Below are 26,495 nucleotides of genomic sequence, written 5' to 3'. Positions count from 1 at the left end.
CCGCCATACTCCGGCATACGCAGGCCTAAGGCTTGCACTGCAGATGGCGCCCAGGTATGGGTAAGGTGTTGCGATAACGCACCGGCATGCATGAGCTGTGCAATTATTAATGCCCCCTGTTGTTTTACTTTATGGGCGATGACCTGCCAGCCCTGCACCTGCTGCGGTGTTACGATACCTGACTGCAAAGGATATCCCTGGCTTGCTATGTTATCGGTATAAAGGCCTTCCGTAATGATCATTCCAAAACCGCCTGCTGCAAATGCTTCGTAATAATCTTCCATCACCGGTGCAGGCACACCAGCTGCCGTAGCGCTTACGCGCGACATAGGCGCCACCACCAGGCGGTTACGTAGTACATGCTGCTGTAAAGTGTAAGGATCAAATATTTTATGTGTATGCATCATCTATGGTTTATGCACACAAAGTTGAGGTACAGAAGGGTCAACAGCCGTTAAAGTAATTTAATAAAGCACGTTAAACTATTTTAATGCCGGTGGCCCAGCTTAGCCCGGATCTGGCTCAAAAATACCGGCGTAATACCCAGGTAAGAGGCAATATATTTTTGCGGCACGCGCTGCAGCAGGTCAGGGTATTGTTTAAGAAGCTCCACATAACGCTGCTCCCCGTTCATGCTGATGTTGTTTAAAATGCGCCGGTTTTGCGCCAGGTAAGCATGCTGGTGCAAGATGCGGAAGAAACGTTCCATGGCAGGTACCGCATTGTATAAATGTTCCAGTGAAGGCTTGTCTATCTGCAGCACTGTTACCGGTGTTAATGCTTCAATGTGCACCAATGCCGGTGTTTGATGTAAAAAACTTTCCAGGTCCGTGATCCACCAGTCTTCCATGGCAAAGTGCAAGGTGTGTTCATCTCCCTTATCATCTACATAAAAAGACCGTAAACAGCCATCCAGCACAAAATTATCATACTTACACACATCACCTGCCTGCAATAAATACTGCCTGCGCAGTAATTGTTTTTCCTGAAACAAAGAGAGGAGCAATTGCTGCTCCTCTCCTGTTAATAAAACAAATTTCTGAATATGCTGAATGATCGGATGTTGATGCAGCTCCATACCACAATATTACTAATACCCCAGTAACTTCTCGGTACCCAGCATCTTTTTATTCTTCTCATCATAAATATTCAGCAAATAAATGTTGCCGCTGGTCACCGGCACCTGCAGCTGCACCTGCGTATTGTTTACGATCCGTTGCTGCTTCAGCAGCCTGCCCTGCGCATTGTACAGGGATATAACGTATGTGCCTGTAGGCTGGAAGCCTTTCAGGGTCAGCTGTCCGCGGAAGGGGTTCGGGTAAATATGGATCATCCTGCCCGGTGCATTTACATCCACAATAGCCGTGATGTTGGTTTTATTGATCTTAATGCTATCCGTAGCCGTAGGTGTAGTAGTACAGTTATCGCTGCTGCGCATGCGTACATACACCCAGTTATCGCCCAGCTTAAATTCAGATGGCTGCACGGTGGCTTTATCATTGGTGCTTTCCATTTGTATCTGGTCGGTGAAATTGCGGTCCCATGCAAAAGTGTACAAGGGCAGCTTACCACCACCGGCTGCATTTGCAGCTGTGATCACTACCGGTATGGTATCTGACGTAATGGGATTCACATTTACCGTAACATTTACATCCGGTGTTGCCGGTGCGATAATGGTAAACTCACGGGTAAGCTGTTTTTGTGTGGTATCGTGCTCAAAAGTAACCGTGATGGTATGTGTGCCCGCAACAAGACTATCCGGTAAAATGGTGAAGGTGCTATCAGCAGCTACCGGCAAATTGACGGTGCTATCCAGCAGCACACTTACTGCAATACCGGAAGTGGCTGCCGGCAGGTTCAGGATCTTCACCGTCTGCGCACCTGCTGCACCGCAATAGGTGCTGGCTAAGCCACTGATAACAGGTTGCGGTACCGGTACGGTTATAACGCTGTCTGTTACGTTAATAAATACGCTTGCGGTGTCTGTAGTGTATTCCAGGCCATTGCTGGCTACCCAGCGCAGGGTATCCGCCCCCTTATAAGCGCTATCTGGTGTGTAGGTGAGCTTACTGATGTCGCCTGCGGAAATCGTGTAATAGATATTTACAACCTGGTTATTCAATTTAAGCACACCGTGTTTGGGAAGACCTGGAAATTTAATATTTACCAGCGCACCGGGGCCGGAGAAATTAGAGGTAAAATCTTCTGTTTTAAAGGTCAGCGTGCTATCTGGTTTTGTTTGCTTTTCAAAACTGCTGATATGGTTAGCGGGGAAGCTATCCACTGCTACTTTAAAGAGGGTATTTCCGATCACTACATACCATTCGCCATTATCGTAAAAAGAGCGGCTTAATGCAGGTCCGCCATTATACACATCTGCAATGGTAGGCAAAGCAGTAACCAATTTCCTCAACCCGGCCTTGTTCATATAAAAGCGGCCGCTATCTGCCAGGGATATCATCAGGTTACCTTCTGTATTCAGCAGATCCAGCCGCGGCTTGCTGTTGGGTACAGAAGGGGTATAGTTAAAGGTGCTTAGCTGCCTGATAGCGCCTGTGGTATCCCGCAGGTTCACCTGACCATCTCTTATAAAGGCGGCATAGTTACTGTTCATCTGGTAGTCGGGTCCGGAGCCGGCACTGTTTTGGTCGTTACCGCTACCGGTGGCTCCCAGTAGTATATTATTTTGTCCGTTATGCAGGTACAGCACATTGGGCTCTGCCTTATAGATCACATTTTTGCCGTCTGTTACCGGATCAGAATTTACAGATCCGGTGCTTAAGCGGGTAAACTGGCCGTTCTGTAATTTAAATACATCATATAAGGTGCGGAAGGTTTCTATATCCAATGCCACCACGCCATTATCTCCTACACTTACATTATCGAAAAAATAGCCCAGCGAGTCCGGAGATATATCCCTGTAAGTTGTATCACCTGTAACCAGGTTTTTCAATCCAACCTGGTTATTACCCGACCAGGCTAAGTAATTATTGGATACGTCAAAAGCTGTACTGCCGGCTATGCCTGTTGTAAAAACAATCTGCCCATTCCTCCATTCATGGATGCTTGCACCTCCATCCTGCATCCATATAGCACCCTGGGCGGTTACAAAACCCTTTTGTATAAGAGTGGTATTTAATACTGCTGTTGATAAAGTAGTACGTTGCCCGGTGATCGCATCTGCCAGCATAGGATGCCCGGTTGCTTTATCAATGTACAATGCCTTACTATATCTGTAATCCAGTATCAGCCCGCTCACCTGCAGGTGGGGTGTTATGTAAGGACTGCTTTCAACAAACACTGTAACAGTACGCTGTGCGGTTCTTCCCAGGCTGTCGGTAGCCACCAGTTTCACACGCAGCATTCTTCCATTGTAATAAGTAAGGTCTATTTGCGGCAAACTATCCTTACCGGTAGCCAGCACCTGGTTACCACTGCTACTGGCATCATAGGCTGTAATAGTAGCGCTGCCTGCAGCCGTAGTAGCGCGTGCATGTAGCCGGTATATGGGCCGCGCTACCGAAGAATCGGCCAGGCTGTCTATTGTTAATGTTATACTGGGGTCATTGAGCGGGCGGTAAATAAATTTTATCGTAGTATCGGCCGCATTGTTATTGGCATCTTTCGCAGCAATCACTAAACGAAGCGTGTCGCCGGGTAACCCGGCTAAAGACAATCGCCCACGGTACACACTGGAGCTATTACCGGTAAGATTGATCTGCCGTCCGCCGGCAGCTGCGGTTGCGGAAACAACTGCCGCAGGGGCGTTTATTACTACACTTACGTTAATACCCGTATCCTGCCACACACTATTATTCCGTGGCATGCTGTTGGGATCAGGTAAATACAGGCTAAGAGACTGGGCATGCACAAAGAAATGGCAGCTCAGAAAGGCAAACAACAGTAAAATTTTTTTCATGGGAAAAGAGGTTTTGCAATATGAGGTCGTACCCAATTATACTAATATTAAAAGAAATAAGGTATACTTGTTCAAGTATACCTTATCACATAATTTATCTAGTATTACTATGTTATTAGTAGCTTAATAAAACAGCGTGGATAATTTTTAAGACGGTATAATACGCTTTAATTGCAGGTTTGTAATAGGCGCTACCACCAGCGGATATTTCTCTATGGTTACGTAGCTGGAATCCAGGCCAAAACCGCGCTCTTCTGAAAGGCTGATCTTTTTCAGGAAGAAGTACATCCGCATTACCATCCTTTCATACAACGGCAGGTCATTATCATGGGACAGGAATTTTTCCATTACTATAAACTGGAAGTCTCCTACCACGTTGTTCTTGCTTAAAGATTCGTAACGGCTGGTGATGTTCACTTCCTTGTTACGCACCATATCTTCCACCACCATGCGGAACATGAGGTTAATGCGTTGCTCCACTTTAAAGCCCAGGCGGAACTCAACCCGTATCACTTCATTGGGAATAATAGTTTGTACCGAATACTCGCTCAGGTAAGGCTCATCCACCACATCCACATGCACAAACCAGTAAATATCTGCCCGTTTGGGTTTTTTATTGAGGATGGAGTAAATAACCTTGTGCTCAATTTCTTTAGGATTATCGGCACTGCTCATGTACACCAGGTGGGTTGCATATTTCGGGATGGAGGTATCATTACTCAGCTCCTGTAAAATAGGCAGGTAGTCTTCCAGCCGCACAAACTCCACGTAACGGTTCTTGATCTTCCTGGATTTAAACCAAACGATCATCACCACAAACAGGCCGCCGGCTACCACCACGGTTACATAACCGCCGTGCATAAATTTCACCAGGTTGGCAAACAGGAAAGAGAATTCAATGGTGAGGTATATGATCAGGTATAGTAATACCCAGGCCACCCGCACCCGTCGTGTGTATAGGTAAAAGGCAAACAGGCAGGAGGTCATGAGCATACAAATGGTAATGGATAAACCATATGCCGCCTCCATTGCGCTGGATTCCCGGAAGATCAATACAATGGCGGTACAGCCTACAAACAGCATTACGTTAATGCCGGGTATAAACAGCTGTCCACGCATTTCTGTAGGGTAGTTCACCTTCAGCTTGGGCCACAGGTTCAGGCGCATAGCTTCGGAGATCAGGGTGAATGAGCCCGTGATCAATGCCTGGCTGGCAATGATAGAGGCCATGGTGGCTATCAATACACCAAAGATCACAAACCACTCCGGCATAATGGTAAAGAACGGGTTCTGATCTTTTGGCAGGATCTGACCGCGCTGGGTAAGCAGCCAGGCGCCCTGCCCCAGGTAGTTCAGGATCAAGCACACCTTTACAAAAACCCAGGATACACGGATGTTACCGCGGCCGCAGTGACCAAGGTCAGAGTACAGCGCTTCCGCCCCTGTAGTACACAGGAACACCGCGCCCAGTATTAAAAATCCTTTAGGGTAAGTTGTTAACAGCTCAATGGCATAATGCGGACTGAATGCCTTTAATACTGACAGGTCATCTGCCACATGTACAGAACCTAATATGCCCAGCATGGCAAACCATACCATCATAATAGGTCCAAACATTTTACCAATGGTTATGGTGCCAAATTGCTGCATGAAGAACATGCCTGCAATAATAGCCAGTACGATCTTTACAATAGTGAACTCACTCAGGTCTTTAAACACTTCCAGGGTTCGCAAACCTTCAATGGCAGAAGTAACGGTAATGGGGGGAGTAATAATACCGTCTGCCAGCAGGGCAGCGCCGCCTATCATCCCGAAAATAACGGCCCATTTAGCGTGCCGCCGTACCAGGGCATAGAGAGAGAAGATACCGCCTTCCCCCTTGTTATCGGCCTGCAGGGTTAAGATTACATATTTAATGGTGGTTTGTAATGTCAGGGTCCATATAATACAGGAAATACCGCCAATTACCAGTAGATCGCTGATAGGGTTAGTTCCCATTATAGCCTTGAACACATATAGCGGAGAAGTCCCGATGTCGCCGTATATAATTCCTAATGCAACTACAAAACCGGCAAGGCTAATCTTATTTATGTCAACTTTCACGAGTGAAATAATTAATTAAAAAAAGCCAACAAAATTACAGCAATATATTGACAATAGTGATTATTCCCCCAAATAAGAAAATCCCCCGTTACAGCATTACACCGTAACGGGGGACTCTTTTAATATCTCTACGTGTGATACACCACCGTATTAGTTAGCAGGAGCTAAATCTACAGTGCTGGATTCACCAGGAGTGTTTTGTTTGATGAAACGACCGCGGTCAATACCTTGCTTGTCAGCCAGGTAGTCGATCACAGCGTCAACACGGCGGCTGCTCAGGTCAACACCACCTTTTTTACCTTTGGCACCAGCGTGGCCGGTAACCAGTACATTACACTCAGGGCTGGTTCTCAGCGTGTTAGCTACGCTAGACAGGATAGCTTCGTTGTCAGAAGATATCTTGGTAGAGCTACCTTTGAATGCAACGCTAGGCAGAACGATGCTTGCGCAAGCAGGCTTAGCGGTCATGTTTTTGCAGCACTCAGGATCCGGGCACTTACCAACACCATCAGCGTCAACCGGCTGGCAGTAAGTCGGAGTGATCAGTTGTTTATCCTTGAAGTCAGGTACACCGTCACCATCAGTATCTTTAGCTACACCGTGTACATCTACAGGAGCACCTGCAGGTGTGTTAGGCTCGCGGTCGAACTGGTCGGTTACACCGTCACCATCAGCATCAGGCAGTACCGGAGTAGGCAGCTTCATGTGACGGGGAGAGCTCAGCTCATTGTAGGCGTAATCCAGCGGGTTGATCCACCACAGCGGCTCAACACGTTTGTTGGGGTTACCGATGTTAAAGTTCAGGCGAACGCTGGTGTAGGAGAAGAAGTCCTTGCTAGCGTCATAAGGGCCTGAATTGTAACCGTCTAAGTAGTCATCAAACGGCATAGTGATCTTTTCTTCTATACCGATGTTGAAACGCTTAGATACTTTGAAGGCAACACCAGTACCGAAGTCAACAGCGTGACGCCACAGCTGGTTGTCGCTTTTACGGCCGATCTGAGCTCTGTTACCCTGAGAAGGAGCATTAGATTCATAATCACCGTCTAAGATGTTTTTGATCTGATCTTTAATGTCTTTACGTTTTCCAGAGAAGTTAACGCTGGAAAAATCGTAACCTGCACCGTTCGCACCTACTGCGTCTACGTCAACGTCAACCAGCATTAAGCTATAACCACCGAATACGTACCAGTTAGTTTTAGGCTGAGATTTGTAGAACAGGATGTTGCTCAGGGAGGCAATCATGTCCAGAGACAGCTGGTGTGTCTGAGTTTTGTAGTTAGGCACGATCATACCACCGTTTAAAGCGGCAGTTGCGCTCCAGGACCTGTTGCCACCATTAAAGTTGGCAGGACGTAACTGATAGTCCAGGCCTTTATCGATAGAACCGGTATACTCAGCTCTTACAGAGAAAGTATGACCTAATGCTTTTCTCAAAGAGAGACCGCCACCGAAGCCCGGTTTAGCGTCCATGTCACCTCTAATGAAATGGTAACCACCATGAAAACCTAATTCCCACATGCTACGGGGTTTAGCAGGGTAATCATACTGATGGTTAACGAAGTTGTTTTGCTGTGCAGCTCTGGATGCAGGAACCTTGGAGGAGTCAAGTGCATCGTAGTTAGGCTGAACTTGTGCAAAACCAGTAGACGCCGCTAGTAAACTCATAGCGCCTGCTAGTAATAAGTACTTTTTGCTTGCCATAATTGTTTTCTATTTAAAAACTGTTAAAGATTTACTAATAACCCGTTTTTTACCAGGCAAAGGTAAAAATCAAAAATGAATATACAAATTTTTCTTACAATATTATTTTCATTGATAACTCGCTCAATATTAGAGCTTAGGTAAAACAATTGTTATACCTTAATTTGCCTATTTGTTATCGTAATATTAATGCGATGTTAAAGCAATGTTATTCCGATATCTACAAATTAGGGGCCAAATTGTTAAAACTTTGATATTTTAGGCATAGCTTAGCAATCTTTTTTATTGATACATGGACGATATTAAACACCTGATCGGCAAGGAATTACAGGATTTTGAGAGTAAATTTTCAGACGCGGTAAAAAGTCATGTGCCGCTGCTGGACAGGATCATGCACTATATAGTAAAGCGTAAAGGGAAGCAGATCAGGCCCATGTTCGTACTCCTTTCTGCCCGGCTTTTCAGCACGGATATACAGGAAAGCACCTACCGCGCCGCAGCCCTGGTAGAGCTGCTGCATACCGCTACCCTGGTACACGATGATGTGGTGGATGATTCCAATGAACGCCGGGGCTTTTTTTCCATTAACGCCCTGTGGAAGAACAAGATAGCCGTACTGGTAGGGGATTACTTATTATCTAAGGGACTACTGCTGTCGCTTGACAACCATGATTTCAGAACTTTACAGATATTAACTACTGCTGTAAAGGAAATGAGCGAAGGGGAGCTGCTCCAGATGGAGAAAACCCGCAAGCTGAATATAAAGGAAGATATCTACTTTGAAATAATACGCCGTAAAACAGCTTCCCTGTTAGGCGCTGCCTGTGCAGCCGGCGCCTGGAGCACCAGCGGCCACGATGAAACCACCGCTCAAATGCGGCTTTTCGGGGAAAAAGTGGGGGTGGCCTTCCAGATCAAGGACGACCTGTTCGACTATGGCGCTGATAAAATAGGCAAGCCTACCGGTATAGATATCAGGGAAAAAAAATTAACCCTGCCGCTGATCTATACTTTAGAACATGCCACACCCGACGTTCGCCGCCGTATAATAAATATAGTAAAAAACTATAATACCGACAAAGAGAAAGTAGCCACCGTAATAGAAATGGTAAAAGCTTCCGGTGGTATTACCTATGCACAGGAAAAAATGTTCCAGTACCGGGATGAGGCCATGACCATCCTGCATAGCTTCCCAGAAAATGATATCCGGAACGGGCTGGAACAATTAGTACGCTTTACTACAGACAGAACGTTTTAACGATTTACGATCTTAGATTTACGATTTTAGATCTGTTTGAAGCGAAGACTGCATTATTAGATCTAAAATCGTAAATCTAAAATCGTAAATACATAATATAATGCATGCAAAAACGCTGGACCGTTCGATCATATCAACCAAAAGAGGAAGGGTTACTGCAACAGGTTTTGCGTATACATCCCCTGTTATGCAGGCTGCTGGCACAACGCGGCATTCATACCTATGAAGCTGCACGCCAGTTCTTTCGCCCTACCATGGATGATCTGCATGATCCGTGGAGCATGAAGGATATGGACAAAGCCGTTACCCGTATTGAACAGGCTTTTTACAGCAAAGAAAAAATACTGGTGTATGGCGATTATGATGTAGATGGCACCACGGCCGTTGCTACAGTATATGATTTTCTGCAACGCATCTATCCCAATATTGAGTTCTATATTCCTCACCGCTACCGGGAAGGATACGGCATATCCACCGCCGGTATCACCTATGCCATAGAAAACGATTTTACCCTTGTTATAGCGCTGGACTGTGGTATAAAATCAGTGACGCATATTGCAGAAGCCAAAGCGCATGGCATAGATTTTATTATCTGCGACCACCACCTGCCGGATGCCATATTACCGCCCGCAGTAGCCATCCTGAATCCAAAACAATACGACTGCCCCTACCCTTACAAAGAGCTAAGCGGCTGTGGTATTGGTTTTAAGCTCATTACCGCCCTGGCGCAAAAGCTGGGCGAACCGGAACAGAAAGTATGGCGCTACCTTGACCTGGTGGCCACCAGCATAGCAGCGGATATTGTGCCCATGACCGGCGAGAACCGTATCCTGGCCTTTCATGGCCTGCTGAAAGTGAATGATGATCCGCTGCCGGGTATTAAAGCGCTCATTACGCTCAGCGAGCTGAAAGAAAAGCTCACCATCTCCAACCTGGTTTTTGTAATAGCGCCCCGCGTAAATGCAGCCGGCAGAATGGATGATGCCCGCAAAGCCGTGAACCTGTTCGTGGAGAATGATTTTGATAAGGCCATGGAAATTGCCTCCATCCTGCATTCCGATAATTCAGACCGTAAAGAGGTAGATAATAACATTACCAAAGAAGCTGTAGCCCTGATCCAGAATGATGCTTCCCTGGCTTCCCGCAAAAGCACCGTGCTGTTTAAGGCCGACTGGCATAAAGGGGTGGTGGGCATTGTGGCCTCCCGCCTGATCGATAAATATTTTTACCGCCCCACCATCATCCTTACCCAAAGTAACGACCAGGTGGCCGGCTCCGCCCGTTCTGTAATGGGCTTTAATGTATATGAGGCTATTCACCAGTGCAAAGACCTGCTGGAAAATTATGGTGGTCACTTTTATGCCGCAGGCCTTACGCTGAAACCGGAGAATGTAGAAGCTTTCCGGAAAAAGTTTGAGGAAGTGGTCGCCACCACGATCGACCCGGAGCTGCTGATCCCGGAAATTGTAGTGGATTCAGAGATCAGCTTTCACCACATTGATAATAAGTTTTATAAGATCCTTCACCAGTTCGAGCCCCTTGGCCCCGATAACCTGCGCCCCGTATTCCTGGCCCGTAATGTAGTAGACACGGGCTTTTCCAGGATTGTTAAAGACGAGCATATCAAGTTTTCCATTAAACAGGGAAATTATGGCAGCTCTTTTTCCGGCATTGGTTTTTTTATGGCGGAAAAATTTGAGGTGCTTAGTAACCGCCAGCCTTTTGATATGGTATTTACGATTGATGAAAATGAGTGGAACGGGAAAACAATGTTGCAGCTGAAAGTAATTGATATAAGAAAAGCGGCAGGCTACTAACTACAGATGGCTTAAAGGTTTAATGCAGATAACGTGTTGTGGTATTGCGCTGTAGCAGCTGCCTGCCGCTGTTGAATTATTTATGCTTGGCCAGCATCCATGTATACAGGTTAGGATCTGCATAAGCCTTGGTCCAGGCATTGTGCCCGCCCGTAGCATTTTCAGTGTACTTAATAACAGTGCTGCCGCAGGCTTTTATTGCCTTAACCATATCGCGGGAGTTGTTTACGCTCACGGTAGGATCATCGGCATTGTGGAAAGCCCATACAGGCATGGTTTTCAGGTTGCAGGCCTTACTCAGGTTGCCGCCGCCGCAAATAGGAACAACAGCTGCAAAACGTGCAGGATAGGTTTCTGCCCAATCCCAGGTTCCATATCCGCCCATGCTCATACCGGTCAGATAGATCCTTTTAGGGTCTATATGGAATTTCGGGATGATCTGGCTCAGGAACTGGTCCAGCGCAGCAGTGTTCCACCAGCCGCTCAGGCACTGAGGTGCAACCATCACAAATTGTTTACCTTTTACCACCTGGCATAATCCTACACCTCTTACTTTGTTGATATCGGTTCCCATTTCCCCGATACCGTGCAGGAAAATTACCAGCGGCCATTTGTTGTAATTGGCATTGTACGTGTCTGGTACATACAAAACGTAATTCTTGGATACGTTACCCACGTTCGCGGTGAGTGTTTTGTTAATCAGACTGTTAACGGGCGTTTGCGGCCAGTAGAATTCTGCCGTTGATGCTGTTACGGATGATTCAGATCCTGTTTTTATAGGATCAATGCTCTGATCTTCTTGTTTAGAGCAGGACGCTACTGCGAATAGTGCAGCAATAGTTAAGACATGGTGCAGGTTTTTCAATAAAGCTCTCATAAAATTCCCCCATTTTTAATGGCAATAAGAAACCAGACAATTCAGGCCTTTTGCCTGCTGTGTCTGGTTTCTCCGATGATAAAATATGTTATCTGCGTTTTAAACCTACATCCTCAAACGACAGACCGGGGGAATTATTGTAAAATGATCTTACTCTTTTTTTCGCCGCCCAGCAGCTCTACACTGCGGTTCACAAAAGCGGTAAGATCAGCGCCTGTCAACAGGTTCTGGGAAAGCAGGGCCAGATCGGCCAGGTTGCGTACCAGCTTCTGTTGCTTGCTTTCGTCACTCTCCTCCAATATTTGCTGGTAAATGGGGTGATTGGCGTTCACCGTCATGCTGATCTCATCGGGCATGTTGGCATACCAGTTCATACCACCACCGCCTACTGCAGCCATATCTTTCATGCGGCGCATAAATTCGGAACGGGTTACGATCACCGGCTGCGCCTCTGCGCTCAGGCCTTTCAGCTCCACCTTAATATTGGGCTGCGGCACCTGCTGGGTAAATATTTCTTTCAGCTTGCTTTCCTGGTCCTGGGTAAGGACATGCTCCGTTTTTTCATCCTTGTCTATCAGGCTATCGGCAATGTCGGCATCTACGCGGGTGAATTGTACGTTCTCCCATTTCATTTCCATATTGTTAATGAAAGCTGCATCCACAATAGTTTCCAGCTTCACTACCTTATAACCCTTGGCTTGGGCCGCCTGTATGTAGCTATCCTGCTGTACGGGATTGGTGGCATACAGGATCACCAGCTTATTTTCCTTATTGGTTTGCAGGGCCTGCGCTTCCTGACGGTATTCTTCCAGCGTGTAGAATTTACCTCCCTCCACATCTTCCATTACATGGAATTTGTTGGCTTTTTCCAGGAACTTGTCGTCCGTCATCATGCCGTATTTTACAAACAGGCCAATGGATTCCCATTTTTCTTCAAAACTCTTACGGTCGGCACGGAACATTTCATCCAGCTTATCGGCCACTTTTTTAGTGATATGGGCATTGATCTTTTTCACATTCGGATCGCCCTGCAGATAGCTGCGGCTCACATTCAGCGGAATGTCCGGGCTGTCTATTACGCCATGCAGCAGCATCAGGAACTCCGGCACAATATCCTTCACCTCATCCGTTACATATACCTGGTTCGAGTACAGGTTGATCTTATCTTTCTGGATCTCGTAGCTCTTGGATATTTTCGGGAAGTACAGGATACCAGTGAGGTTGAACGGGTAGTCCACATTCAGGTGGATCCAGAAAAGCGGCGCTTCTGCAAAAGGATACAGCTCTTTATAAAAATCCTGGTAGTCCTGGGGCGTTAGCTCAGAAGGCTTGCGCGTCCAGGCAGGCGTTGGGTTGTTGATCTGCTTATCTTCAAACTTAATGGGTACAGGCAGGAACTTACAGAATTTTTCCAGGATGCTGCGAATGCGGTTTTCATCCAGGAATTCTTCGCTTTCCTCGTTAATGTGCATTACTATATCGGTACCCCGGTCTTCTTTGGTAATCGTATCCAGCTGGTATTCCGGGCTGCCATCGCATTCCCAGCGCACTGCTTCGGCATCGGGCCTCCAGGAGCGGGTGATGATCTCCACCTGGTTACTTACCATGAAGGAGGAATAAAAGCCCAGGCCAAAATGACCGATAATGTTGGTACCCTCATTCTGCCCCTTATATTTTTTCAGGAACTCTTCCGCACCGGAAAAAGCCACCTGGTTAATGTATTTGTCCACTTCCTCCGCTGTCATACCAATACCGCGGTCGGAGATGGTAAGGGTTTTGTTCTCTTTGTCCAGCTTAACTGTTATTTCAAGGGTTCCCAGCTCTCCTTTAAACTCGCCTACACTGGCCAGGGTTTTGAGCTTTTGCGTGGCGTCCACGGCATTGCTCACCAGTTCGCGGATAAAGATCTCGTGATCAGAATAGAGGAATTTTTTGATGATGGGGAAAATGTTTTCTGTTTGTACGCGTATGGCACCTTTCTGCATGGGAATTCAGATTTTTACATGATTTTTTCAAAGGCCGTGCCAGCGAATTGTGGGCTGACAAGTTGACGTAATCAATAAATTTCATAACTTAACAAATAGATCATGCAACGGACCTGTGAAGCCACCCAAAGAATTGTATTTTGCATGCACCTGTTTAATCCCGTACAAACCTGTTTTAAATAATCATTCTAAACATCTCTTAACTCAGAAAACCTGGATTGCGTATGCATAAAACGTTACCCGCATTCTTATTTATTGCCCTTTTTGTAAGCGCCGCAGCCTGGGCGCAAACCCAACCGGCCCCGCAAACACTGCCTTACCAGCAGAACTTTGATGCCCTGGCGCCCGCTGCCACCACGTATCCCGCAGGCTGGCAGGGCTGGGCTTTAAGCGGCTCCCCTTCCGGCAGCTTTAATACCGCTGCACCGGCCGGTGATAAAGCGCTGCTAACCGGCACCGCCTCCTCCACCACCAACGGCGTTTATAACTATAATGGCAAGCTGGGGTTCCTGAACAGCGGATCCGCTGATAACAGCCTGGCGCTGGGCCTTAACACCAGCGGACAGCTGAACATTGCTTTCCAGTACGATGTAATGACGCTGCGCAACCCCTACGACGGCAGCAGCAATACCCGCTTTAACGAGGTTACGCTGCAGTACCGCATTGGCAGCACCGGCGCCTTTACCAATATACCGGGCACCCTGTACCAGAACGATACTACTACCCAAACCACTTCCGGTGTTACCACCCCGCAAAAACCGGCCACTATATCGGTAGTATTACCACCGGATTGTAACAACCAGCCCCTGGTGCAGCTACGCTGGGTAAACCGGCAGGTCAGCGGGGCAGGCTCACGGCCCAGCTTTGCAATAGATAATATAGTAGCTGGCGGCGGCAGCACCGGCGATACTACCGCACCGGCCATCAGCGCATTGTTACCGGTAAATGGCGATACTGCCGCAGCACTTGATGTGCACCCGCGGATCACCTTTACGGAAAATATAAAACCAGCTACCGGCCACCTGGTTTTGCACAACACAAGCGCCGGCACCCAGCAAATGCTGGATGTTAACGGCGCCCTGGTGCTTATTTCCAGTACTACCCTTGCGGTGAACAATATATTTCTGCAACCCCGCAGTTCCTATTACATTACACTGGATAGCGGCGCTGTAACAGATCTTACCGGCAATGCTTTTGCCGGTATTACCGACAGCAGCACCTGGCATTTTACCACCGGCGAGCAGGTACAGAGCTTTAACTTTAACGATTGTACGCCCAGCGGCAGCTCCCTGCTTTCCGGCGGTTTTATACAATACAGTGTAAGCGGCGCACAGCTTTGGGGCTGTACCACGTTTGGACAGAACAGCAGCAACGGCGTACAGATCAACGGCTTTAGCGGCGGCGCGGTTGAAAACGAGGACTGGCTGATCTCTCCTACTTTTGACCTTAGCAGCTTCACCTATCCCCTGCTGCGTTTTGCCAGCCGTACCGCGTTTAGCGGACCAGCTTTACAGCTGATGGTAAGTACCAATTACGATGGGCACAGCAACCCGCATACTGCTACCTGGACGCTGCTGAACGGGCAGTTCCCCGCACAGGGCTCAGATGCCTGGCAGCTGTCTGACAGCATTAATCTGGCCGGCTTTAAGCAGGATAGTGTGCACATTGCATTTGTGTACACCTCCTCCCCCAGCCTAAATGCCGCCCGCTGGACACTGGACGATATTAACCTGTATAACAGTGTGGTTGCGCCGGCGCCCAGCATTACCAGCAGCCCTGCTGCGCTGGACTTTGATTACGTGCAGGCCGGCCAAAGCGCTGCCCCGCAAAAGATCACTTTCTGGGGTAATAATATTACAGATACTTTACTGGTTACCGCACCTGCGGCCTTCAGCCTTTCCAGGGACAGCTCAGGAAGCTATGGCCCGGTACTGACCTATGATGCAGCCACCATTAGCGCAGGCCCGCAAACAGCCTGGGTAAAATTCAGCCCTGCCACGGCCGATCAGAACTACAGCGGTACCCTTACTTTTAGCACGCCTGGTTTCAGCACCAGCCGCATACAGCTTACCGGTACTTCCCTACGTTCCCTGAAAGTGGTGAACTGGAATATAGAATGGTTTGGCAGCCCGGCGCAAAACCCCGCTAACGACAGCCTGCAGCAGGCCAATGTAACCACCATTCTTCAAAAGCTGAATGCAGATGTTTTTGCGCTGGCAGAAGTAGTGGATACCGCCCGCTTTAAACAGGTGGTAAGCCAGCTGCCGGGTTACAGCTATGTGCTTTCCGACTTTGGTTCCTATGCAGATAATGTGAACGACCCGGATTATGTAAGCGCACAAAAACTGGCCTTTGTATATAAAACATCTGTTGTAAGAAGCCTGCGCACTTACGGCGTATTACGCCAGGGTGGCAGCGATAGCGCTTATTACAACTGGTCGTCCGGCCGCTTCCCTTATTTGATGGAAGCTGTAGCTAACCTGAATGGCGATAGCGCCCGCATAAATTTTGTACTGCTGCATGCCAAGGCTAATACCGGCAGCGCATCAGAAAAAATTGAAGCGTACTACCGCCGTAAAAGAGGCAACATTGAGCTGAAAGATTCGCTGGATACGCAATACCCGTACAGCAACATCCTGATGCTGGGCGATTTTAACGATGCGCTGAACAAAACCATTACCACAGAGCTGGCGCCGGATACGACCACCTCCTACATCAACTTTGTAACCGATACTGCGGATTATGATCCGCTTACATTGCCGCTAAGCCTGGCCGGGCAGCAATCTACCGTATCGTTCCCCACCGTGATCGATAATGTGATCGCCTCCAATGAAATGGGACAGGCCTACCTGCCCGGATCCGCCATGGTATTTACGCAAGCCGCGCAGCTTGTAAGCAGCTATAGCAGCACCACTACAGACCATTACCCGGTTATTACCCGCTATAACCTGCATACCCTGGCACACCAGAACAGCATACTGGCCTTTACTGCCACTGTAGATACCGGCCGTGTAAGACTGAACTGGCATACAGATACAGAAACCAATGCAGCACGCTTTGTGGTAGAACGCTCTAAAGACCAGCGTGGCTGGAATGCTATTGATACGGTAGCTGCACACGGTACTACTACCTTCCCCAACAATTACCAGGCTTATGATAACAGCCCCTGGTTAGGCCGGAACTACTACCGCTTAAGACTGGAAAACCTGGCCGGCAACGTTCAGTACAGCGCAGTACAATCTGTGAACATACAGATCAAAGACATCATCTGGCGCTTTATCTGGTGCTTACTGGGCCACAAGCTGCAGGTATGGCTGGATATTGACAAGAATTCCGCCGGCCCTGCGCAGCTGCAGCTTATAGACCTGTTTGGACGCATCCGCTACCAGGGCCCTGTAACGCTAGTACCTGGCCGCAATTACAAAGAGCTGGATGTAAGCAAGCTGCCTAACGGCATTTACTTCCTGCGGGTACAAACACCCAATAAATCACAGGTAAGCCAAATATTTATTGCCCAATAATTTTTGTTGAGAAACCATGCTAAAAAGGCTGTCCCATAAGGGACAGCCTTTTTTATGAAAGCCCGGAAAGCACCATTACATCAATGCTTCACCACTTTTTTGGTAAATATTTTATTGCCGGTTCTTACCTGCAAAATGTACATACCGGGGGGCAGGCCCGCCAGGTCGGCCTGCTGGCCATTTTCTATAAACTGCAAAGATCTCACCGGTGCGCCGCCCAGGTTATATACCTGCACCTGCAGGCGGGCAGCTGTGCCGGCATTGGCTACCTGGATGCGCACCCGGTCGCTCAGCGGGTTGGGGCTGGCGCTGAGCAGCATATTGACATCCTTATCCTCTGCTGCAATAATTGCAGGCGCGGCTTTGCGGGCAGCTGCCGGCGGCGTGTAAAAACGGCTGGCCGGTATTACCTCCCTTGTTTGTGAAGGGCTGGACCATTCCAGCTTACAGGCGGCGCCGCCGTTGTGCTCAAAGTATTCGAGGCGTATATCATATAACTGATCTGCCGTTAGCGTAACAGTGGCAGTGTACTCCACATTCCAGTTATCGATCCATTGGTCAATTACCAGCTGGTTGTTGATCCACAGGCGGCGGCCATTGTCGCTGTTCAGGTAAAAAGTATAGGTTTCCGTGTAACGGGGTTTAATGCGCCCGGTCCAGCGGGCAGAGAAACTATCGGGGCGGATGGTGTAATCCGGGGAGCCGTTGGCCCAGTTAAAATTGATGTTCTCATCATTGCGGCTGAGCTTAAAGGTATTGAAGTTCAGGCCCTGGTAATACTCGCCCTTTAAGCCATCGCCACCGGTGCGGTTCACACGCAGGGAAGAGGTGAGATCGTTCCAGCTGCCGCCCACCCATGGGGTGTTTGCGGTAAAGCTGGCATTAGGCCCGGCATAGTTATCATCCTGGTATAAGGTAATGGAATAACCTTCGGGGAGGGTGAAGGAAGTAATGTCGTCATTCAGCGCGCCCCTGGCAATAATATCGTTATACGTATAGCTGCCGGGTGTAAAACCGGCGGAGTAGCCGCCGTAGTTCAGGTCTTTGTAAACGAAAGCCTGATCCAGCGTAGCGGCGGCTTCCAGCATCATTACCCCGCTTAGCTGGGTGGAGTAATCTGTGGAAGCGCCGGGTTGGGTGGTCCACACAGGATTTACCAGGCCATTGGCCGGGTTAATGCCCTGGCCATTAAGCGCCTGGGCGCTGGTTTTAAGCGCATCGGTATACCGCTGCCGGGTAGCGGCCGGTAAATTGCCTTCCCGCGCCAGCAAAGTAAAGTAGCGGATAAAGATGCCTTTGAACAGGCCACCATCACCGCCGCCGGTTTCATTGGTAAAAAAAACACCATTATATAAACGGGTATTCATGGCGTATTCCGCGGTTCTTACAGCATCGTCCATATAGGTGCTGTTGCCTGTAACCTGGTACAGCTCCAGCGCAGCGCCTATCCAGGTGCCTACATTGTAGGAAAATACCCAGTCGGGATTGGTATTTACCGTATTGGTGCCTGCATCATAACTATCGTACACCGCACCGGTGGTAGGGTTTACGAGCACGCTTTTCGTCCAGTTATAAATATTCTGGGCAGCAGTGAGCGTGGCGGCATTGCCATTTTGCTGGTACAGGCGGGCGGCAAAGATCACGGCAGGCGCATTGGCGCAGGCGTTAAAGGAGTTGGGCGTACCCTTGTTCCATTGAATGGCGCCGCCTCTTTCGGGGTGAATGCCGGTTTGAATGTCTGCCCACAGGATGTTGGCGGCGTTCATATAGGCTGTGTCGCCGGTATGCTGGTAGGCCCGCAGGGTGGAAATAGCCATCCACTCCATATCATCATAAAAATAATTGAGGTAGGTATTGCCATTGGTGGCCTTAATACCGTACAGCAGGTTTTTCATGCGGGTGGTGTAGGTGCTGCTGCGGCTGCGCAGGTAACCATCTACCAGCGCATCTAAACCATTGGCATTCCACCAGTAGTTAAAACCGGTGTTGCCGCCGTTGGTTTGAATGTAATACCGGCCGTTGGACGAAATAAACAGGTTGTGCATACTGCTTTGCAGCATTTCTGCCGGGCCATTAAAAAGAGACGATTGGGACCAGGCCGGCAGGGCATAGCTGCACAGCGCCAGCAGCAGGGCATACAGCGCCCTGCAAAAGTTGGGTAAAGACCTTTTCATGCTTCAGTGGAATTTTAAGGTGATTAATATGGGAGGCCATAGGTTAAAAAGAGGGTCTTAGGATAATTTGTATGGGTTTTCGGGCTTTCCTTATAAAGATAATCAACCCGGAAGATAATTTATAATACCGGCGGGCCGCAGGGCAAACATAATTAACCGGCTAATTATCATACTTTTACACTCCCTTTTTAAACCCCATCCTTTCCCTGGCCGCCGGGAAAAGGGGTTTCCGGCCACGGGCAGGCCAAAAACCCCGGAAAGTGCGGCTATTTAAGCTTGGGAATTGGAAATAGTATTGTATCTTTGCCGTCCCAATTTTATTGGGTATTTAAAGTAAATTTTTAAACAACATTTAAAAACAGGGAAATGAACAATTACGAATTGATGGTGATCTTTACCCCTGTGCTTTCTGAGGAAGACTACAAAGTCGCCCAAAAGAAGTTCGCTGATCTTATAAAAGAGACCGGCGGAACTGTAACGCACGAAAATCCCTGGGGATTAAGATCACTGGCGTACCCTATCCAGAAGAAAACCACGGGCATGTACCTGGTTCTGGAGTACAGTGCGCCATCCGACCTCAATGAGAAGCTGAAGATTCAGCTGAACCGCGATGAAAATGTATTACGCCACATGATCACAGCGCTGGACAAGTATGCCGTTGAATATAATGGCAGAAAGAGACATGGCGTTAGTGCTGATTCTAAAACCGTAGAAGCTTAAAATTATGGCAGTAAAACAAGAAATTAAGTACTTAACCGCCGTTAAAACCGAGAAGCGCCAGAAGAAATACTGCCGCTTCAAGAAAATGGGCATCAAGTATGTGGATTACAAAGACGCGGAATTCCTGAAAAAGTTCCTCAATGACCAGGGTAAAATGCTGCCCCGCCGTATTACGGGTAACTCTCTGAAATTTCAGCGTAAAGTAGCCCAGGCTATTAAGAAAGCTCGTCAAATGGCTTTATTGCCTTATGTTACTGACCTTTTAAAGTAAGAAAAAGTTATGCAAATTATCTTAATACAAGACGTTGATAACCTGGGCCAGAAAAATGAGCTGGTAAACGTGAGAAACGGTTATGCCAGGAACTTTCTGATCCCTCAGAAAGTTGCAGTAGAAGCCAGCCCTTCTAACATGAAGCAGTTACAGGAACGCCTGAAAGTGCAGAAAGTGAAAGAAGAAAAGCTTCTGTCTGAAATTGCCAAGGTGGTAGAAGTACTGAAAGCAGGCCCGGTGAAAATTGGCGCCAAAACAGGTACTTCCGGTAAAATATTCGGTAGCGTAACCGGTGTGCAGATTGCACGTGCTATTAAAGAGCAGAAAGGTTACGAAATTGACCGCCGCCGCATCCACATCCTGGACGACGTGAAAGAACTGGGCACTTACAAAGCAAAGATCGATTTCGGTAAAGGCAATGAAGCTGAGCTGGAATTTGAAGTAGTAGCTGAGTAATCCTACGGTTAAATATTTTTACAGATCCCGTTCGCTGCAAGTGAACGGGATCTTTTTTTTATCAGCCGGCCGGCAGGTATTTATTGATAAATGCAAAAGCCTTACCCCAGGCATCCTTTGCAAAGACAGGCGCTATTTCATGCTCCATAGGATAAGGCGCCTGCTGATAGGTTACCCCCTCGGCATTCAGCTTTAACATAAATTCAAGCGCCTGCGCCGGCGGCGCTATCTTATCCAGCATACCATATAATATAAACACCGGTACACTTTTCGCCGTCACAAAATTCACCGGGCTGGCTGCATAGTACTCCAATGGCTTCACCGCAGGAACACCGCCCATTACATTTGTCAGCACCAGCTGTATGGCTGTTTCTGTTTGCGTATATAAAGCAGCCAGATCATATACGCCATATAAGCTAACTGCAGCTTTAATATGCCCGTCCTGGTTATGCTTGTAAGCCTGCAGTACGGCCAGCTGCGCACCGGCGCTGGCGCCCAGTAATACCAGATCTTCCGATACATTGAAATGCGCGCGGTTCTTACGAATGTAATCCAGCGCCTTTTGTACATCATCCTCACCGCGGGGATACTGATTTTTACCTATGCCGGACAGCCGGTAGTTAATGTTGAAGCAGGCATAGGGTGTATGCGCTTTTCGCAGCGAATCAATAATGCCGGTAAAATCACTCTTGTCTCCCCAGGTCCATGCACCGCCATGTATAAACACAATACATTTTGTTTTAGCAGCGCTTCTGCCGGCGGGTAAATAAATGTCCATCACCTGCATGGAATCCAGTCCGTAAGCCATATCCAGGTAAGTAGCGGGAAACCAGGTGAGGGGTAGTTTGCCACCGGGTAAATTATTATCATCCCTGGAGCAGCTCACTGCCAGTACAACGAATGCGAATAACATGCACCATTTGTGCAGGGTTTCTTTGAGGGAAAAGGATAGGGTCATAACCTGTGCTTTTATTTGTAAAAATCTACAAATATAGGCTGCAGGCTGCGGCAGTTTATCCCATTACCTGATTTACCGTTGTTTTACTGGCCCTCTGTTTCGTAAAAAACGCAGTGTATAGATCCTTGTTTTTACCGGTGGGTTAGCGATCATTTTTTATTTACCTGTGGAATATTTATTTATAAACGCCAATACCTTACTCCAGGCATCTGCTGCATAAGCCGGCGGTATTCCATGTTCTGAGGGATAGCTTACCTGCTCATAGGTTACGCCCTGCGCCTTTAGCTTTTCTATAAATGCGGTAGCCTGCGCCGGCGGCGCAATAGGATCCTGGGTGCCGTACATCACCAATACCGGTACGCTTTGAGGTGTTACATAGTTAATAGGACTGGCATCGTGATAAGCCTGCGGCTTAACAGCAGGAATGCCTCCCATTACATTTGTGAGTATTACCTGTACGGCTGTTTCTGTCTGATCAAAGAGCGTAGTAAGATCATACACGCCATACAGGCTTACCACTCCTTTAATATTACCGTTATTATGCTTGTAAGCCTGCAGTACCGATAAGTGTGCGCCCGCGCTGGTACCCAGCAGGATCCAACTGGCAGACACGCCAAAACGCTCCCGGTTCTTACTAATATAATCCAGCGCACTTTGTACATCATTTTCTGCTGCGGGATACTGGTTCTTACCTGCTTCTGCAAGCCGGTAATTAATATTAAAGCAGGCATAAGGTGTATTCAAACGCCGCAGGGAATCAATGGTAGCGGTAAATTCTGATTTATCGCCAAAGGTCCAGGCACCACCGTGTATGAATATCAGGCAATGGGTAGCGGCCTGGCTTCTGCCCGGTGGTAAATAAATATCCATTGTTTGCTGCGCATCTGTGCCATACGCCTGGTTCAGATAAGTGGCGGCTGTATCGGTAGCCGGTGGATTGTTCACCTCATTAATGTTATCATTTTTAGAGCAGCTAACAGTGGCTACTGCCATGCCCAGCAGTAAGCACCAGGCACTAAGGTTTGCTTTAAGGGAAAAAGATATGGCCATAACCTGTGCTTTTATTTGCAATCATTTTTACAAATAACATGCCGCCAGGGTATGGCCAGTTCCGGTATTACTTATTATTCCGTTGTTTTACTTCCAGGCATTGCGTAAAAAGCGCAGCCAGTTCCCGTGCATTACGTTTTCAATATCCGCTGCGGAGTAACCGCGTTTTTCCAGCAGCGCCGGTACGGTTTGCAGGTCGGCAATGGTTTCCAGGTCATAGGGGCATTGCTCTTTACCAAAAGCGCCATCCAGGTCGGAACCAATGCCAATGTGCAGCGCATTGCCTGCTATCTGGCAAATATGATCCAGGTGATCTACCATCACTTCCAGCGAGCAGTTCATAGCTTTGGGATCCGATACGCCTCTTTGCCAGTTGGGCACCATCATCCATGCATCCAGCGCCCCGCCTATTACGGCATTGCGTGCCACCAGCTCTTTGATCTGCTCATCACTGAACTGGCGGTTATGATCCACCAACGCACGGCAGTTATTATGGCTGGCCCATACATGACCGTTAAAGTGATCCATGGCATCCCAGAAACTATCATCACATAAATGCGTAGCATCTAAAATAATGTTCAGGCGCTCCATTTCTTTCAGCAGCTCATGTCCCATAGGCGTCATTTTACCGGTGGCATCCGTGCCCTGCGCATAACGCCCGGGGCCATAGTGCGCGGGGCCTACAGCGCGTAAGCCATATTCGTATGCCCATTGCAGATAGTAAGTATCCACAATAGAATCCGCACCTTCCAGGCTCAGAATATAACCTACCGGCTTTTGCTCATTGGATTTTTTGCTGTTATTCCACAGCGCTAAATGCTTTTCCAGCGATGCCAGGTCTGTAATAGCCACCATCTCCCCTGCTTCTTCCATGGCCTGGTACCAGGCAAGCTGGCCCTGGGTTTGCGCCCAGGCCTGCTCCGGCGAAAACCAGCCGGGCAGCGGGTTATCCGGCGCTACAAAACGGGCTATCTGCGTAGCTACCACCAGGCCTATATTGCCCTTACGCAGCTCCGGCAGGGCTACTACGCCTTTAGCGCGGTCCGGCTTATCCGTTAAGCCCTGCTCTCTTGCTCTGATCTCGTTTACAGGTAACCGCAGGTTACGGTTCCATTCCATGGCATTCATGCTCAGGTCCAGGTGTGCATCTATTACAAACACAGTTAAATGTTTTGATATGCAAATATGCAGATGTGCAAATGGATCTGCACATTTGCACCTTTGCACATTATTAAATTAATATGGTTCTATTCCTTGCTATTACCGGCCACTGGCTTTCACCATTATGGTGGGCAATGATGTAAGCTTTATCATACAGGGCTACGGTAGGGCATATGTGATAGGGTACGCCATACAATACCGTACCTACCGGGTAAGCTGCCGTATCTGCTACTTTAATCACCAGGTGCTCCTCACTTTGCGATACGGGCGTTGCTTCCGGCGCATTCAGGAATTGTACGCGGTTGGCCAGCGTGTTTTCTGCAGCTACGGATTTATGTCCAAGGTCCAGGCACAACAGCCCTTCTGCCGGGTGTGATACCACCCTTGTCATAACCAATGCGGCATGATTGTACGTTTGATCCGGCAAATGCTGCTGGTATCCCCAGTCCCAGAAAGCAAAGGTGCCGGGGCTGCATTCTATGCCGCTGCGCTGCGCATGAATGGGAAAGGTAGGCGTACCGCCTGCTACAATTTTTGGAGCCGTCAATCCTTTATCTGTAATAGCCTGCGCCAGCGCAGCTACCGGCTCATATGCCGTATTACAGCGCTGGGTACGGATCTCAATCGCTTCGTCGTGCAGGTGGCCGTCATATGCATGCAGCCCTGCGGGTGTAATTCCTTTTAATGTGAACAACTGTTCATATAGCTCTAGTGCTGCTGCGCCGGGTATAATGCCCGTTCTTTGCTGGCCTACATTCAGGTCCAGGTATACCGGCAGGTTTAATCTTTGCGCATCAAAATACTCAGCAATGGCTGTTGCAGCCATTATATTATCTACCAGGCAGGAGAAGCTGGTTTGCGGATACTTTTGCACCAATGCGGCCAGCCTTGCTATTTTGGGGCCTACCGGCTGGTAAGCCAACAGCACATCAGCTGCATTTACCAGGCCTAACATTTCTGCTTCAGCAATGGTAGCGCATTTGAACTTCTGTATGCCGGCTGCCTGCATCAGCTGCACCACCTCTGCTATCTTAACAGTTTTTACGTGGGGGCGTAACCGTTGTACATCATCTATCCTGCTTTTCAGCAGCTCAATATTCTCCTTTACTCTGCCGGTATATACCAGCAGGGCCGGGGAGTCTATCTGGGCTTCATTTTCAAGAGAATACCACATTATAATTAAGAATGGATAATTAATAATGAATAATCGTTGTGCCAGTACCGTTGCTGTAGGTTAATACTGCAGATTATTGTGAATGAATAATAGTTACGAGAATTTTGTTTGCTCACCGCTCACTAAACTATTCATTGTTCTATACTGTATATTGAATGAATAACCGTTATACAGGCATTCCTCAAAGAACATGCCTTCCTGATTATTAATTATTCATTCTTAATTATTAATTAGTCGTGCAGCTCAAAGAGCGCCTCTATTTCCACGGGAATATTATCCGGCAGGGAGCCCATGCCCACTGCGCTGCGTACGCCAATGCCATTATCTTCTCCCCATATTTTGGCAAACAGCTCACTGCAGCCATTGATCACATAAGGGTGGCGTGCAAAATCCGGCGTACCGTTCACCATTCCTAATACTTTGATCACTCTTTTAATTTTATCCAGACTGCCCAGGTTAGCCACCAATGTAGATAGAATGGTCAATCCTACCTGCCTTGCAGCCAGCTTGCCCTGCTCAATATCCAGGTCTGCGCCAATGCGGCCAATGATCAGGCTTTTATCGTCCTGCACGGGGCCGTGGCCGGATACATATACGTGCTTACCATCTATTAAAAAAGGCTTGTACACTCCTAATGGTGTTGGCGCCGGCGGCAGGCTTAAACCTAATGCCTTGAAATTTTCTGTTGGAGATCCCACGGTTAGATAATTTTAATGGTTTACCGATGCGATAAAGCTATGAATAAAATAAATTTCCTGCCCGGTTAATTTTGCATTACCGGGCCGATAATAATAAGCTTGTAAACGGTTATTCGTAGCGTAACGCTACTATAGGATCCAGGCGGGAAGCCTTGATGGCAGGGTAAATGCCGGATATGAGCCCCACGGTGGCGCACAAGGCTATGCCCAATGTGATCCACAACCAGGGCACTACAAAACTGGTTTTTAACAGCAGGGAAGTTATATTGCCTACGATCATGCCCAGGAACACGCCCAGCAAACCGCCGGCCACGCTAATAATGATGGCTTCGTAAATAAACTGTTTGCGGATGGTAGGCGCAGTAGCCCCCAGGGCTTTGTTCACCCCAATCTCGCGGGTACGCTCTGCTACCGATACCAGCATGATGTTCATGAGCCCAATGGCAGAACCAAACAAGGTAATAAAACCAATCACAGCGGCAGCAATGGTTACCTTGCTTAAGCTGCTGAACAGCATTTCCGCCAGGCTATCGCTTTTGCTGATGTAAAAATTATCGCTTTCATTGAGGTCCAGGTGGCGTATGATCCGGAAAAGGCCGGTGGCCTCCCCTACCGCGGCATCCATTTGCTGCACGGCATTTACCGCCAC

19 protein-coding genes and 1 pseudogene are annotated in these 26,495 nt (G+C 48.1%); 6 read left to right on the top strand and 14 right to left on the bottom strand.

Annotated features, from left to right (window positions below; genetic code table 11):
• From VIM87_RS11885 to VIM87_RS11865, 5 genes and pseudogenes are all read right to left on the bottom strand, one after another.
• Positions 1–407: pseudogene (locus VIM87_RS11885) on the bottom strand (NADH:flavin oxidoreductase); the annotation flags it as partial.
• An 80-nt stretch (positions 408–487) separates the two neighbouring features.
• The gene (locus VIM87_RS11880; RefSeq protein WP_331997201.1) at positions 488–1,078 is read right to left on the bottom strand and encodes a Crp/Fnr family transcriptional regulator; all 591 of its coding nucleotides are present in this window, start codon (positions 1,076–1,078) and stop codon (positions 488–490) included.
• Between the two features lie 12 nt (positions 1,079–1,090).
• On the bottom strand, positions 1,091–3,919 hold the full coding sequence (locus VIM87_RS11875) for a T9SS type A sorting domain-containing protein (protein WP_331997200.1): 2,829 nt from the start codon (positions 3,917–3,919) through the stop codon (positions 1,091–1,093).
• Positions 3,920–4,066: 147 nt separating this feature from the next.
• A complete protein-coding gene (locus VIM87_RS11870) occupies positions 4,067–6,022 on the bottom strand; it encodes a KUP/HAK/KT family potassium transporter (RefSeq protein WP_331997199.1) in 1,956 nt (651 codons plus the stop codon).
• Positions 6,023–6,172: 150 nt separating this feature from the next.
• Positions 6,173–7,726, bottom strand: coding sequence for an OmpA family protein (locus VIM87_RS11865; protein WP_331997198.1), 1,554 nt, complete (start codon positions 7,724–7,726; stop codon positions 6,173–6,175).
• Between the two features lie 292 nt (positions 7,727–8,018).
• On the opposite strand from VIM87_RS11865, the gene VIM87_RS11860 reads away from it, so the two are divergent.
• The gene (locus VIM87_RS11860; protein WP_331997197.1) at positions 8,019–8,984 is read left to right on the top strand and encodes a polyprenyl synthetase family protein; all 966 of its coding nucleotides are present in this window, start codon (positions 8,019–8,021) and stop codon (positions 8,982–8,984) included.
• A gap of 104 nt (positions 8,985–9,088) precedes the next feature.
• Positions 9,089–10,801, top strand: coding sequence for a single-stranded-DNA-specific exonuclease RecJ (recJ, locus tag VIM87_RS11855; RefSeq protein WP_331997196.1), 1,713 nt, complete (start codon positions 9,089–9,091; stop codon positions 10,799–10,801).
• A 76-nt stretch (positions 10,802–10,877) separates the two neighbouring features.
• Here recJ and VIM87_RS11850 read toward each other — a convergent pair whose 3' ends face one another.
• Together VIM87_RS11850 and htpG are read right to left on the bottom strand one after the other, a co-directional pair.
• Positions 10,878–11,678, bottom strand: coding sequence for a PHB depolymerase family esterase (locus tag VIM87_RS11850; protein WP_331997195.1), 801 nt, complete (start codon positions 11,676–11,678; stop codon positions 10,878–10,880).
• 134 nt (positions 11,679–11,812) lie between these two features.
• Entirely contained in the window at positions 11,813–13,663 is a 1,851-nt protein-coding gene (gene htpG, locus VIM87_RS11845; protein ID WP_331997194.1) for a molecular chaperone HtpG, read from the bottom strand.
• 224 nt (positions 13,664–13,887) lie between these two features.
• Here htpG and VIM87_RS11840 point away from each other — a divergent pair, with 224 nt between their 5' ends.
• Positions 13,888–17,184, top strand: coding sequence for an Ig-like domain-containing protein (locus VIM87_RS11840; RefSeq protein WP_331997193.1), 3,297 nt, complete (start codon positions 13,888–13,890; stop codon positions 17,182–17,184).
• An 80-nt stretch (positions 17,185–17,264) separates the two neighbouring features.
• On the opposite strand, the gene VIM87_RS11835 is transcribed toward VIM87_RS11840, so the two are convergent.
• Entirely contained in the window at positions 17,265–19,358 is a 2,094-nt protein-coding gene (locus VIM87_RS11835) for a glycoside hydrolase family 76 protein (protein WP_331997192.1), read from the bottom strand.
• A 366-nt stretch (positions 19,359–19,724) separates the two neighbouring features.
• On the opposite strand from VIM87_RS11835, the gene rpsF reads away from it, so the two are divergent.
• Genes rpsF through rplI form a run of 3 tightly spaced genes read left to right on the top strand, consistent with a single transcriptional unit; the run spans position 19,725 to position 20,805 of the window.
• The gene (gene rpsF, locus VIM87_RS11830) at positions 19,725–20,078 is read left to right on the top strand and encodes a 30S ribosomal protein S6 (RefSeq protein WP_089906127.1); all 354 of its coding nucleotides are present in this window, start codon (positions 19,725–19,727) and stop codon (positions 20,076–20,078) included.
• 4 nt (positions 20,079–20,082) lie between these two features.
• Positions 20,083–20,349, top strand: coding sequence for a 30S ribosomal protein S18 (rpsR, locus tag VIM87_RS11825; RefSeq protein WP_089906128.1), 267 nt, complete (start codon positions 20,083–20,085; stop codon positions 20,347–20,349).
• A gap of 9 nt (positions 20,350–20,358) precedes the next feature.
• The gene (gene rplI / locus VIM87_RS11820; protein ID WP_089906129.1) at positions 20,359–20,805 is read left to right on the top strand and encodes a 50S ribosomal protein L9; all 447 of its coding nucleotides are present in this window, start codon (positions 20,359–20,361) and stop codon (positions 20,803–20,805) included.
• Between the two features lie 61 nt (positions 20,806–20,866).
• On the opposite strand, the gene VIM87_RS11815 is transcribed toward rplI, so the two are convergent.
• The 6 genes from VIM87_RS11815 to VIM87_RS11790 form a co-directional block, all read right to left on the bottom strand.
• The gene (locus VIM87_RS11815) at positions 20,867–21,763 is read right to left on the bottom strand and encodes an alpha/beta hydrolase (RefSeq protein WP_331997191.1); all 897 of its coding nucleotides are present in this window, start codon (positions 21,761–21,763) and stop codon (positions 20,867–20,869) included.
• Positions 21,764–21,919: 156 nt separating this feature from the next.
• The gene (locus tag VIM87_RS11810; protein ID WP_331997190.1) at positions 21,920–22,813 is read right to left on the bottom strand and encodes an alpha/beta hydrolase; all 894 of its coding nucleotides are present in this window, start codon (positions 22,811–22,813) and stop codon (positions 21,920–21,922) included.
• Between the two features lie 87 nt (positions 22,814–22,900).
• Positions 22,901–23,974, bottom strand: coding sequence for a dipeptidase (locus VIM87_RS11805; RefSeq protein ID WP_331997189.1), 1,074 nt, complete (start codon positions 23,972–23,974; stop codon positions 22,901–22,903).
• A gap of 70 nt (positions 23,975–24,044) precedes the next feature.
• Complete coding sequence (locus VIM87_RS11800; RefSeq protein WP_331997188.1) at positions 24,045–25,148, bottom strand: D-TA family PLP-dependent enzyme; 1,104 nt, start codon at positions 25,146–25,148, stop codon at positions 24,045–24,047.
• A gap of 230 nt (positions 25,149–25,378) precedes the next feature.
• Entirely contained in the window at positions 25,379–25,846 is a 468-nt protein-coding gene (locus VIM87_RS11795) for a RidA family protein (RefSeq protein ID WP_089906134.1), read from the bottom strand.
• 109 nt (positions 25,847–25,955) lie between these two features.
• Positions 25,956–26,495 (bottom strand): ABC transporter permease (locus tag VIM87_RS11790; protein ID WP_331997187.1); only part of this gene is annotated, 540 nt, incomplete at its 5' end.

This window comes from Chitinophaga sp., assembly GCF_036569125.1.
Taxonomy (GTDB): Bacteria; Bacteroidota; Bacteroidia; order Chitinophagales; family Chitinophagaceae; genus Chitinophaga.
Note: the sequence above shows the minus strand (reverse complement) of the source record. Positions and strands in the feature narration are given on the sequence as shown.